At 62.4% G+C, this 12,927-nt stretch carries 7 protein-coding genes, 3 tRNA genes and 1 pseudogene; 7 read left to right on the forward strand and 4 right to left on the reverse strand.

What is annotated here, in order from left to right:
* The 4 genes from IPM12_14510 to IPM12_14525 form a co-directional block, all read right to left on the reverse strand.
* Nucleotides 1–5,055 carry a T9SS type A sorting domain-containing protein gene (locus IPM12_14510; protein MBK9149019.1) on the reverse strand — a complete coding sequence of 1,685 codons (5,055 nt, stop codon included), beginning with the start codon at nucleotides 5,053–5,055 and terminating at the stop codon, nucleotides 1–3.
* Nucleotides 5,056–5,358: 303 nt separating this feature from the next.
* Nucleotides 5,359–5,432: transfer RNA gene (locus IPM12_14515), tRNA-Arg, on the reverse strand.
* 56 nt (nucleotides 5,433–5,488) lie between these two features.
* Nucleotides 5,489–5,562: transfer RNA gene (locus IPM12_14520), tRNA-Pro, on the reverse strand.
* A gap of 30 nt (nucleotides 5,563–5,592) precedes the next feature.
* Nucleotides 5,593–5,681 (reverse strand) — tRNA-Ser (locus tag IPM12_14525).
* Nucleotides 5,682–5,803: 122 nt separating this feature from the next.
* Between IPM12_14525 and IPM12_14530 the strand changes: the two genes are divergently transcribed.
* The 7 genes and pseudogenes from IPM12_14530 to IPM12_14560 all read left to right on the forward strand — a co-directional run bounded on the left by IPM12_14530 (nucleotide 5,804) and on the right by IPM12_14560 (nucleotide 12,921).
* A complete protein-coding gene (locus IPM12_14530; GenBank protein MBK9149020.1) occupies nucleotides 5,804–6,982 on the forward strand; it encodes an acetyl-CoA C-acyltransferase in 1,179 nt (392 codons plus the stop codon).
* 89 nt (nucleotides 6,983–7,071) lie between these two features.
* Nucleotides 7,072–7,630, forward strand: a pseudogene (locus IPM12_14535) (DMT family protein).
* The gene (locus IPM12_14540) at nucleotides 7,608–9,608 is read left to right on the forward strand and encodes a cation:proton antiporter (protein MBK9149021.1); all 2,001 of its coding nucleotides are present in this window, start codon (nucleotides 7,608–7,610) and stop codon (nucleotides 9,606–9,608) included. The pseudogene IPM12_14535 and the gene IPM12_14540 overlap by 23 nt, the downstream one beginning before the upstream one ends.
* A 45-nt stretch (nucleotides 9,609–9,653) precedes the next feature.
* Nucleotides 9,654–10,256 (forward strand): fumarylacetoacetate hydrolase family protein, encoded by a 603-nt coding sequence (locus IPM12_14545; protein ID MBK9149022.1) that lies wholly within the window; start codon nucleotides 9,654–9,656, stop codon nucleotides 10,254–10,256.
* 19 nt (nucleotides 10,257–10,275) lie between these two features.
* Nucleotides 10,276–11,130, forward strand: a complete 855-nt coding sequence (kdsA, locus tag IPM12_14550) for a 3-deoxy-8-phosphooctulonate synthase (protein MBK9149023.1) — start codon at nucleotides 10,276–10,278, stop codon at nucleotides 11,128–11,130.
* Between the two features lie 67 nt (nucleotides 11,131–11,197).
* A complete protein-coding gene (locus IPM12_14555; GenBank protein MBK9149024.1) occupies nucleotides 11,198–12,220 on the forward strand; it encodes a CBS domain-containing protein in 1,023 nt (340 codons plus the stop codon).
* 53 nt (nucleotides 12,221–12,273) lie between these two features.
* A complete protein-coding gene (locus IPM12_14560) occupies nucleotides 12,274–12,921 on the forward strand; it encodes a phosphatase (GenBank protein ID MBK9149025.1) in 648 nt (215 codons plus the stop codon).
* The last annotated feature ends 6 nt before the right edge of the window (nucleotides 12,922–12,927 follow it).

A 12,927-nucleotide genomic window follows, 5' to 3' on the forward strand; every position in this document is an offset into this window, starting at 1 on the left:
TTATTCGACGATCAGCTTTCCGCGCACCGCGCGATCGCCGTTCACGGCTTCATAGAAGTACAGTCCGGCGGCACGTCCGCTTGCATCCCACGGGAGCAGCAGCGCACCCGTCTCGGGCGCTTCGCCGAGATAGAGGTTCCGCACCATGGCGCCGCTCAGGTCGAAAACCCGCACCTCTAGTGGGGCAGCCGCTTCCAAGCCGGTGATGCTGATGGTCGTTGCGCCCAACGTCGGGTTCGGGAATGCAACCGCCCGCAGCTCATCCGTCAGCGAACCATGGCCCTCCCCATTCTCCGCGGCGAATGCCGACATGCCCGGGCAGGTGAGTAATCCGCTGTTCATGGTACCCCCTTGATATCCGGAGTTGATGTTCCGCACAATGGTGTTCACCGTGTTGAAGGTGTAGGTGCTCACGCAGCCGCCCAGGGTCTGGTCCGCCAGATTCACGATCTGCTGCACGGTCCAACCGGCGAAGGTGCCTTGGGCCACGACCATGTCCTTGAGCATCACCGTCGATGAGCTGAAAGAGGCATTCACCTCGTCGAAGCGGACATTCAGCTTCAGCGCAGTGAGGTTGCCGAGGAGCGCGTTATTCAATGCCCCACCCGGATTCATCGTGGTGCCCGTGGGCAACAGGGCGAAGTCGCCGTAGAGCGGCAGCGCAGCGGCCACGGCCTGTGAAGAGGTGAAGCGGACCTGCCGCTGACCGCACCCGATGGTGAGGTAATTGGGCGCTGGGAATGCCGCGGCGAAGTTGCCGTGCAGGTAGGCCACTTGAGCCGAAGTGGTGCTGGTGGACCCCCATGTCGACTGCGTCTCGGTGCGAATCCCGACGCAGCTCGCCGCGGCCAGCGTGATGGTGGTGGAACAGGAAGCCGAGCAACCATTGCTGCCGGTCACGGTGCAGGTATAGGTGCCGGAAGCGCTCACTGCAGCGGTGGCCGTGTTCTGCACAGGGCTGGTATTCCAAGAATAGATGTATGGCGATTGGCCGCCTGTGGCCGTAACGCTCACCGTGCTCGTGCTGGCACTCGATGAACAGCTCACCACTGGCGCTGCCTTCACGGTCACCGTGGTTGCCGGAGATGTGGCGCTGCAACCGCCGCTGGCGACCATCACGGTGTAGGCGCCGGACTGGGTGGCCGAGTAGCTCACCGAGGTGGCGCCGCTGATCATCGCACCGTCCCTTCGCCATTGATACGTGAGGCCCGTACCCGAATTCGCCGTGAGCATCACGCTGCCACCGGCGCAGAAACTGGTTATCCCGCCTGCGCTGATGGTGGCCGAAGGCGCCGCACTCGCAGTGACAGAAACCGTGGCGCTGGTGGTGCTGCAGCCACCCTGCGTGACCACAACGGAATAGCTGCCGCTGGTGGAGGCGGTGTAGTTGCTCGAGGTCGCACCGCTCAGGTTCGTGCCGTTGCGCCGCCACTGGTAGTTGTAGGACAAGCTCGAGGTGGCGCTCAGCACTACGCTGCCACCGGTGCAGAAGCTCGTTGGACCACCTGCGGTGATGCTCACGCTCGGGGCGGTATTCACCGTGACATTGATGGCCGAACTGGTGGTGCTGCAGCCTCCGTTGCTCACCACCACGGTGTATGAACCCGCCAAGGTGGCCGTGTAGCTGCTGGCCGTTGCGCCGCTCATGCTCGTGCCGTTGCGCCGCCATTGATGGGTGAGGCCCGTGCCAGTATTCGCATTCAGTGGCACGCCTCCGCCGCTGCAGAAGGTGGTGCTGCCCCCGGCGGTGATGGTGGCCGAAGGCGCTGCGCTCACCGTGACCGCGATGGCATTGCTGGTGGTGCTGCAGCCGCCACTGGTGATCAACACGGTGTAACTGCCGCTTATTGACGCCGTGTAGCTGCTACCCGTGGCGCCGCTGATGTTGCTGCCGTTGTTGCGCCACTGGTAGGCGTAGCCCGTTCCCGTGGATGCACTGAGCGCCACATTGCCGCCCGTGCAGAAGCTGGTAGCGCCTCCTGCAGTGATGCTTGCTCCTGGAGCAGCATTCACCGTTACGCTGATGGCCGAACTGGTGGTGCTACAGCCTCCGTTGCTCACCACCACGGTGTACGAACCCGCCAAGGTGGCCGTGTAGCTGCTGGCCGTTGCGCCACTGATGCTCGTGCCGTTGCGCCGCCATTGATGGGTGAGGCCAGTGCCCGTGCTCGCATTCAACGCCACGCTTCCGCCGCTGCAGAAGGTGGTGCTGCCCCCGGCGCTGATGGTGGCCGAAGGCGCTGCGCTCACCGTGACTGTGACGGCGTTGCTGGTCGCGCTGCATCCTCCGCTCGAGATCACCACGGAATAGGCGCCGCTCGCCGTCGCGGAGTAGCTGCTGCTCGTGGCCCCGCTAATGTTGCTGCCGTTGTTCCTCCACTGATAGCTGTAGCCTGTTCCGGTGGATGCGGTGAGTACCACGCTGCCACCCGAGCAGAAGCTGGTGGCCCCGCCTGCCGTGATGCTCGCCGTGGGGGTTGATGGGGTGCCCACGCATTGGCAGCTGGCATTCCAAGTGTCGTTGATCGTGCAGGCATTGTTGTCATTGCATGCTGTGCCGGGCACTGCGGCACCGCCCGGAACGCCTGCGCAATCCGTTTGCTGCGCGCAGGTGCCGCTGGTGCTGTAGCGGTAGATCACGCGCGATCTGTATGGCTGGATCACGACCGATCCTGAGACTATGTTCCCATCCGTGTCCTTCCAGCAACCAGCGGGCACAGCCATGGACTGCGCTGTGGCCGCTTCATTCAAGAGGATCATGCTGGTCTGATAAGGATCCACAGGCGAGGCATTCACGCGTTCGAGCGCGACATTATCGAGGTAATAGATGCCTGCCGCGTAATGGCTGGTGAACATGCAGACGCCCTGGTCCGTGCGATCGCTCTGGAAGTAATGCTCCACATCGCGGCGGTTGGCATCAAAAGGATAGACCCGCTCCCCCACCCGCCACGGCTCATTCAGCTGGCTGTTCGCCTTGAATCCAACGGTGAGCTCGCCCATCACATCGCCCACCATGCTGAAGCGCATGCGGTACCAGGATCCCTGCTGGATGCCCACGGTGGCGCTGTGGTTCAGGTTGTGCGTGTCATAGGTGGCATTGCTCGAGAAGCTGGTCTTCAAGCAACCGTTGTCAAGCCGCGTGGTGTTGTGCGTGATCGCCCCCTGACTGGGCCAGCCGGTCCAGCCGGTGACGTTGCTCGCGAAGGTGCTATTGGGTACGGCCAGCGTTGCGAGCACCTGCTGAAGCTCCATGCTGGGCAGGTACAAGGGGCTGCGCGTGCTGCCCTGATCATCGTTCGTGACGGCCTGCCAGCGCTCGAGGGTGTAATAGGTGTGCGCGCCGGTGACCGAGTTGCGCACGTAGATGCTGCGGTCGTTGTACGGATTGAAGTAGCGGTTGCCGCTGAAGGTTCCGAAGTCAACCGGGTTGGCACTGTACACATGGTACTGCCGCATGCACAACTGGTCCTTGGTCAGGCAATACATCACGTTGCCGCTGTACACGGTGTTGAAGGATGGCACATGGAATGGCGCGGTGGCGCCCGGGCCGTTGTAATTGCTGTAGTCCGAGAGGAAGAGCTGGATCTCGTTGTTGAAGAGCACATTGTCCTCGATGCGGTTCCCGGTGGCCAACATGGTATGATCCACGTGCAGCCCCGCGCCGCGGCAGTTCATCACGGTGTTTCCCTTCACGAGCACATTCTTGTTGAACACGTTCCCGAAGTAGATCCCGTGGCAGATCGGGATGCTGTTCACCCACCCGATTGCGCTGCTCTCCACGGTGCCTTGCAGGTCGCGCACCACATTGTCCCGGATGATCGCTCCGTCGGTGCTATCGAAGGTGATGCCCGCGCCATCATTCAGGATGGCCATGCTGTTGATTACCGCATTGCGCTCCACGATGGCATTGGCGCTCACGGCGATGCCGCAATAGCCGACATTCTCCACATGATTGTCGCGCACGACCATGCCCGTGCCGTTGGTGCGGATGGCGATGTAGCCCATGTTCTGCTCGCCCAGGCCGATCACCAGTGCGATGTCCAGCAGGTTGCAGTGCTCGATCACGGAGTTGTTGTCGAGCAGGACCACAGCGCTTCCGTAAGTGCGCTGGATGTCGAGGTGGTGGAAGTGCTGATTGCTGCCCGTGCTGTAGATCGCCTGCCAGGTATCACTGAAGGTGCAGTTGTAGGCCTGCAGGTCGTAGCTGCCCGAGAGCCGGAGGCTGGCCGAGGTCTGGTGCCGGAAATGGATCTCGTTCACCTTGATGTGGTGGCGCTGCCAGCCCACGTACACACCATAGTCGGTCACGGAGGCCTCCACGAGCACGTTGTTCGGATTGGCATTGCTGGGGCACCACAGGTAGAGCATGCCGGCCGCGCGGTCGAGGAACCACTCGCCCGGTGCGTCGAGCAAGGCCAGCTTGTTGCGCAGGTAATAGCCCCATTGCCAGGTGCCCAGGTTATTGCCCGTGGAGCTGTGCGTGAGCGTGCTGTTGCTGAAGGCCGAGACGAAGGCCGTATCGTAGCTCCAATTCGTGGTACGGATCACCGCCGTTGCGCCGGTCCAGTAGCCGTTCGATTGGTTGAGTTCACTATCGGTGAGGCTGGTGCTCGTGCCTTGGTCCACGCGCAGCCATCCGGTGTTGGGGAAGCGCGCGATCTGCTGAATGGCGCCGTTCACGAAGACCTGCTTGGTGGCTTGGGTGAAGGGCGCCTTCCAGATGTTCCCGCTGTGGAGCGTCCAACCAGTGATGGCTACGCTCCCGCTGATGATCGGCTGGGCACCGCTGCCATACGCTCCCACCTCGATGTAGGCGTTGGCGTTGCCGCTGTTCTGGATGTTGAGCCTGCCGCGATACTCCCCGCCGCGCTGGAAGAGGATGCGATCACCGGGCTGAAAGCTGCTGCTGAGCTGGTTGGCCCGGTTGATGGTGCGCCAAGGCGTGGAACTGCTCGTACCGTTATTGGCATCGTTGCCGGTGGGCGAGAGATAGTAGGTAGCGGCTTGAGCGAAGGCGCCGCAAAGCGCGAGGTACAGCGAGAGCAGTTGACGCATTGTTCCAGGGCCTCGGTGGTTCCGTTCCGGGCGCCGCGAAATTGGCCCCAGCCCGCGCCGCTCTAGGCTTCCCCTATCAACAGCCCATCCACAATTCGACCAGCGGCACTTGGTGCCCGATAGAGCCGGAGCACCCCGCATCAACCCGGTGAGAATGCGGTTGATTGCCGCACGCGCCCCCCCCAATCGATGTTGATAACCTCAGGAAAGGCGCATTGCAGAAGCGAAGGGAGCTTTCTCAGGCGCAGCTCGGCGCGACTCCATGCGCCCCCAGACCAGCCGCCGATGGGGAAGAACACCCTGCGATCCCGGTTGGATTCGAACCAACGGCCGCCTGCTTAGAAGGCAGGTGCTCTATCCAGCTGAGCTACGGGACCTTGGTCGGCAAAGGTGGCCACGAAAAAGGGCCAACCGAGGTTGACCCTTTCCATTGTCGGGGCGGCCAGATTCGAACTGACGACCTCCTGCTCCCAAAGCAGGCGCGATACCGGGCTACGCTACGCCCCGAACGAAAAAGGCCCGGCTGACGGGCCTTTGCGGAGAGGGGGGGATTCGAACCCCCGGTACAGTTTAACCCGTACGGCAGTTTAGCAAACTACTGGTTTAAGCCACTCACCCACCTCTCCGAATGATCCTTGCAAAGAACGCCCCCGTTAAGGGAGCGCAAATATAGACGGACCGTCCGTTCGCTACCGATCGCGGGATCGAGCGGCTACTTTTGCCGCCCTTCCATCAAACCCGAACCAACATGGCACTTGAAGTCGTCATCGTTTCCGCAGTGCGCACCCCCATCGGCAGCTTCGGCGGCAGTCTTTCCGAAGTGCCCGCCACCAAGCTGGGCGCGGCCGCGATACAAGGTGCGATTGCCAAGGCAGGGGTCAAGGCCGAAGAAGTGCAGGAGGTGATCATGGGCAGTGTGCTGCAGGCCAACCTGGGCCAGGCGCCGGCCAGGCAAGCCGCCAAGTTCGCCGGCCTCCCGGATGAAGTGGCATGCACCACGGTGAACAAGGTCTGCGCAAGCGGCATGAAGGCAATCATGATGGCCGCGCAGGATATCCTTCTCGGCGATGCCGATGTGGTGGTGGCCGGCGGCATGGAGAGCATGAGCCAGACACCCTATTATGTCGAGAAGGCGCGCTACGGCTACCGATTCGGCAATGGAGTGCTCATTGACGGCATCGGCAGGGACGGCCTCACCGACGTTTACCACCAGACCGCCATGGGCGTGAGCGCCGAGCTCTGCGCCAAGGAGCACAGGATCACCCGCGAAGAACAGGACGCATTCGCCATCGAGAGCTACAAACGCAGCGCAGCCGCATGGTCCGCAGGCCGTTTCGCCGATGAAGTGGTGCCTGTGACCGTTGCCACGCGCAAAGGCGATGTGCAAGTGGCCGAGGACGAAGAGTACAAGAACGTCAACTTCGACAAGGTTCCCGCGCTTAAGCCGGTGTTCCAGAAAGACGGCACCGTGACCGCGGCGAACGCCAGCACCATCAACGACGGCGCCGCTGCACTGGTGCTCATGACCGCGGAGAAAGCGAAGGCCCTTGGTTTGAAGCCCCTTGCCCGGATCCTAAGCTATGCGGATGCGGAGCAGGCACCTGAATGGTTCACCACCACGCCAGCGAAGGCCCTCCCCCGTGCTGTGGAAAAGGCCGGTCTGAAAATGAGCGACCTCCAATTCGTTGAACTGAATGAGGCCTTCAGCGTGGTGGGCATCGCCAACACCCGGCTCATGGGCCTCGACCCCGCCAAGGTGAACGTGAATGGCGGAGCCGTGAGCCTGGGCCACCCTCTGGGGTGCAGCGGTGCGCGCATCATCGTTACGCTGATCAACGTGCTGAAGCAGAACAAAGCCCGCTTCGGCGGTGCCGGCATCTGCAACGGCGGCGGCGGTGCCAGTGCCATGGTGATCGAGGCTCTCTAAGAGCACTGCCATTTACAAGCGCGCGTTGAGCGTGAATGCGCAGGGCTTCGCGCTGATCGCGGCTGGGAGCAGAGCCTCGCACCGCGCGGATGAAAGCCCTTAGGACCATCGGCCTGGTGATCCTCCGCAACCCCTACATGACCCTGGCCTGGTACGGGCACCTGGGCTTCAAGGACTAGGATTGGGACAGGACCTCGGGCTCTTCGCCATCGTCGGCATCAGTTGGGGCATCGCGGTATTCGAATACATGTTGCAGGTGCCAGCCAACCGCACCGGCAGCAATCTGCTTGGTGGGCCCATCAACTTGGTCCAACTGAAAGTGCTGCAGGAAGCAATCACGCGCGTTGCTTTCGCTGTGTTCACGCTCATCGTTTCAAGCACGAGGCCCTGCGCTGGAATCACGCGCTCGCCGCCGCATTGCTCATGGCAGCGGTTTGGCTCGTGTTCAAGAAGCAGCGCGGGGTGGCAGGTTGGCGGTTGCTGATTGATGCAGAGGCAGGCTGTGGGTTGATGCCGAGGCATGCTCGCCTATCTACGGCAGGCAGGAGGTCGATTCGGATCTTGTGCGCTTGTTTCGTACGGCTGTCAACCTACAACCCTCAACTTCACGACCTTCAACCTCCGCATGCACTTCCCCCTGTTCGGTGAACTTGTTGTGATCCTCGCGCTGGCCGCGGGGATCCTGCTGCTTTTCCGCCGATTCAGATTGCCGGGCATCCTGGCCTTCATTCTCACGGGCATGATCGCCGGCCCTCATGGCTGGGGCTGGGTGAAGGAGGTGAAGGAGGTTGAGGCACTGGCCGAGATCGGCGTGGTATTCCTCCTCTTCGTGATCGGCATGGAGTTCAGCCTGAAGAAGCTCGCGAGCTTGGGTAAAACGGTGTTCGGTGGCGGTGGGCTCCAGGTCGGCCTCACGATCGCCGGCGCGGGCGCGGTGCTGCACGCCTTTGGCGTGCGTCCGGAGAGCGCAGTATTCATCGGTTTCCTGGCCAGTTTGAGCAGCACCGCGATCGTGCTGCGGGTGCTGCAGGAGAAGGGCCGCATGGACAGCGCGCCGGGGCGCGTGGCCACCGCCATCCTGATCTTCCAGGACATCATCGTGGTGCCCATGATGCTGGTGACACCGCTGCTGGCCGGGCAGAGCCAAGACATCGCTGGCGACATGTTGGTGCTGCTCGGCAAGATGGCCCTGCTCCTGGTGCTGGTCTTCGTTGGCGGCCGGTACTTCGTGCCCAAGCTGCTCCGGGCGGCCATCAAGGGCCGGGGCAAGGAGCTCTTCATCATCACCATCGTGGTGATCTGCTTCGCGGCCGCATTCACTACGCAGGCCATGGGACTATCGCTCGCACTGGGTGCCTTCTTCGCCGGATTGGTGATCAGCGAGACCGAGCACGCCTACCATGCCACCGGCATCGTGCAGCCCTTCCATGAGCTCTTCCTGAGCTTCTTCTTCGTCTCCATCGGCATGCTGGTCGATCTGCGGCTCTTCTTCGATGCCCCCTTGTTGATCCTGGGCCTCTTCGCCGGAGCCACCGCGCTCAAGGTGATCGTGGCCGCGCTGGCCGTATGGGTGATGCGCTACCCCCTGCGCACCGCGCTCCACAGTGCCCTCGGCCTCTTCCAGCTCGGCGAATTCGGCTTCGTGCTCGCTATTCCCGGCTTGAAGCTCGGCCTGCTCAGCCAGGAGCACTACCAGCTCTTCCTCGCCGTAGCCATCCTGGGAATGGCCATCACGCCCTTCATGCTCGATCGCAGCGAGCGCATCGTACGCAAGGTCTTCCTGCAATTCGTGCCGGCGCGCGTGAGCAACCGCCTCGACAGCCTCATGCGCGTGAAGCGCGAGCAGGAAAGGCGCATGGCCACGGTGCTCAAGGACCACGTGGTGATCATCGGCTTCGGCCTCAACGGGCAGAACGTGGCCACAGCCGCCATGGAGAGCGGAATCCGCTGCGCCGTGGTGGAAGAGGACCCCGACTTGGCTCGCAAGGCCCAGCTCGTAGGCCTGCCCGTGCTTCATGGCGACGCCACCAACGACCATGTGCTGCATGAGGCGCATGTGGAGCGCGCCCGCGTGGTGGTGGTGGCCATCAGCGATCCGGAGGCCACCAAGAAGATCGTAGCCTCCGTGCGCGCCATCAGCGGAACCGTGTACATCCTGGTTCGGACGCGCTACGTGCGAGAGATCCAGGCGAACCTCGACGCAGGCGCTAACGAAGTGATCCCAGAGGAATTCGAGACCAGCATCGAGATCTTCTACCGCGTGCTGCGCAAATACCTGGTGCCCGAGCAGCGCATCCAGGACCTGGTAGCCCGCATCCGCGGGGGACACTACCGCATGCTGCGCGGCGTGAGCCAAGCGGCCGAGGAGCCCGCCACGGCCCCTTTGCCCATACCCGGCATCGAGATCGCCACGCTGCCTGTGACCTTGGGGCGCGGCAAGGTGGTGGGCCGGACCGTGGCGGAGATAGGACTGCGCGAGAAGTACGGCATCACCGTGCTCGCCATCCGGCGCAAGGACCGGCACATCACCAACGTTTCCGGCAGCACGCGCATCCTCACCGACGACGTGCTCTACCTGTTGGGCAGCCCTGAGGCCATCGTGAGGCTCGATCACGAAGTAAGATAGTCTTGCGCCGAATCGATCAAAGGACCACGACCAAGCACCGCACGCATGAAGATCATCTGCATCGGCCGCAATTACAGCGACCACGCCAAGGAGCTCGGCAATGCCGTGCCCGATGAACCCGTGATCTTCCTGAAGCCTGAGAGCGCGTTGATCCCGACAGGAGGGCCCATCCGGCTACCCATCTTCAGCAAAGAAATCCATCACGAGATCGAACTGGTGTACCGTCTCGCTCGCGTGAACGGAAAGGCGGTGGCCAATGGCGTCACCATCGGGCTCGACCTCACCGCGCGCGACGTGCAGGAGCAATTGAAGAAGAAGGGACTGCCATGGGAAAAGGCAAAGGCCTTCGATGGCTCAGCCTACGTGGCGCTGCCATTCCTCGGCGATGAAGCCCTTACGCAGCGATACCAGACCTTCAGCCTGGTCAAGAACGGAACGGTGGTGCAGGAAGGCCACAACGGGCAGATGATATTTGATTTGGGAACGCTGATCACCTGCACGGAGAAGTACATGCGCATCGAGGACGGCGACCTGCTCTTCTCAGGGACGCCGGCCGGCGTGGGGCCGCTGAACGCTGGCGACCGGTTGGAGGGGATCCTCCTGGATCGAAAGCGTTTCGACTTGAGCGTAGAGGGCCCTAGGGCCTAGTCGGGTACATTTGCCGCCCATGACCCGGATCGTCAACGTCGGCAATATTTCCTGCGGCTCCGACCAGCTCTTCCTCATCTCCGGTCCTTGCGTGATCGAGACCGAGGACGTGATGCTGCGCACCGCCGAGAAGCTCAAAGAGGTGAGCGACCGCCTGAAGCTGCCCATCATCTACAAGAGCAGCTTCACCAAGGACAACCGCAGCAGCATCGATTTCTACCAAGGTCCCGGCCTGGATGAAGGGCTGAAGGTGCTCGCGCGGATCAAGAAAGACTTCGGCTTCCCAATCCTCACCGACATCCACTACCCCAGCCAAGCCAAGCCCGCAGCCGAAGTGGTTGACGTGCTGCAGATCCCCGCCTACCTGGTGATGCAAACCACCTTGGTGACCGAGGCCGCGAAGACCGGCGCTGTCATCAACCTGAAGCACGCGCAGTTCCTCGCGCCGGAGAACATGATCAACCCGGCCAAGAAGTGCGAGAGCCTCGGCAACAGCAGGATCATCCTCACCGAGCGCGGCTACACCTTCGGCTACAACGACCTGGTGGTTGACCCACGCGCCTTCTACCACATGCGCAGGACGGGCTACCCGCTGGTCTTCGACATCACGCACAGCATCCGCAAGTACGGCATCCCCAGCGCCGACCCGCGCGGCGGCAACCGCGATGTGATGCCCACCATCGCTCGCGCCGGCGTGGCTGCCGGTGTTGACGGCGTCTTCATCGAGACGCACCCCGATCCCGCGACCGCCAAGTGCGACGCCGCCAGCCAGCTCTGCGTTTACGACCTCGAGGAGTTCATCAAACCCTTGCTCGAATTGCACGCGGTGGAAGTGAAGCACCGTCAGTTCGCCGCAGAGACGCAGAGTCGCTGAGAAAACCTACACGAACCAACCATCCGCATTCTCCGCGCCTTTGCGCCTCTGCGGCCAAACCACCACCATGGAACTCTACCTCGACAGCGCCGACATCAAAGAAATCGATGAAGCCTTCAAGCTCGGCTTCCTCACCGGCCTCACCACGACCCCGACGTTCATGCACCGCGGCGGTGTCACGAACATCGACAAGATGATCCTCGACCTCGCCAAGAAGGTCCCCATCCTACAGGTGGAGGCCCTGGGCGAGACCGCCGAAGAAGTGGTGAAGGAGGCGGAGCGCCAGTTGAAGATGGGCCTGAAGAAGGACACCACTGTCTTCAAGATCCCCGTGAGCCTGGAGGGGTTGCGCGCGTGCAAGATGCTGCGCAGCAAGGGCATCATGGTGAACGTGCACCTGGTGTACACCATCCAGCAGGCGTACATGGCCATGCAAGCCGGCGCCACTTACGTATGCCCGCTTGTAGGCCGATTGCAGGATCAGGGCCACGATGCCCTCGCCCTTGTGGAGCAGTGCGTGCGCGCCGTGAACTACTACGGCTACGACACCAAGATCATGTTCAGCAGCGTGCGCACCGTGGAGCATGTGCGCAATGCGGTGGACCTCGGCGTTCACACGATCACCGTGCCTTGGAAGCTCATGAAGCAGCTCACCGACAACCACTTCACGGCCATCGGTACCAAGCAGTTCTATGTGGACACGCGCCTGATCACGATGAAAGTGAAGGACGTGCTCTCGCGCAGCAACCCCATCGTGAAGGACAGCGCCACCGTGAGCGAAGCGCTCGTGGAAATGACCAAGCACGGTTTCGGCGCGGTGATGGTGGTGGATGCCAAAGGCAAGAACCTCGGCGTCTTCACCGATGGCGGCCTGCGTCGCGGCATCGAGAAGGAGGGCAACAAGTTCCTCGCCAAGAAGCTGAGCACGCTGAAGTTCAACGCGCCCTTCACCATCAGCCCCGAGGCCCTGCTCGACGAGGCCCAGAAAGCCTTCAAGGAGCACAAGGTGGATACGCTCAGCGTGAGCGAGAACGGCAAGCAGCTCGGCATGCTCGACATCCAGGACCTGATGAAGGCCATTGCGGGTTGAGGGTTGAAGGTTGAACGGGGTGCAATTTGAATGCAGCTCGATCGAATCGCACGATGCCGCGTTCCATCCATAGCGAGTCCGAACTCCTGCGCCGACTTGCGCGCACCAAGGCCGTGCTCTTCGATTGGGATGGCGTCTTCAACGACGGATTCAAGGATGCCGACGGCGGAAGCCCATTCAGCGAAGTGGGCAGCATGGGCGTGAACCTGCTGCGCTTCGCCCTGTGGTTGCGGAACAGCTCGCTGCCAAAGGCCGCAGTAATCACCGGCCAACACAACCCCTACGCGGAGCGATTCGCCCAGCGCGAGCGGCTGCATGGCGTGTACATGGGCTTCACCAACAAGCCCGAGGCCTTCGATGCCTTCCTTGCGAAGCATGGCCTGCAGGCCGATGAAGTGGCCTTCTTCTTCGATGACGTGCTGGACCTGCCCGTGGCTGCGCGCTGCGGCCTGCGGGTGATGATCGGCAGCTCGGTGACGGCGTGGCTCGTGGAACAGGCCATCGCGCGTGGCGAGGTGGACCTTGTAACAGCGAACAACGGCGGCGCAAATGGTTTACGAGAAGCCACGGATGCCGTGATCGCACTGCTGGGCAATGGAGCGGACGTGATCGCGCACCGCACGGCCTACTCCGAAACATATCAGCGCTACCTGAGCGAGCGCCAAGCCGTGGAGCCAGTGGTGCTGCGCAACACGCGCTAGCCCTCC

The sequence above is a fragment of the Flavobacteriales bacterium genome (genome assembly GCA_016716605.1).
Classification (GTDB): Bacteria; Bacteroidota; Bacteroidia; order Flavobacteriales_F; family PHOS-HE28; genus PHOS-HE28.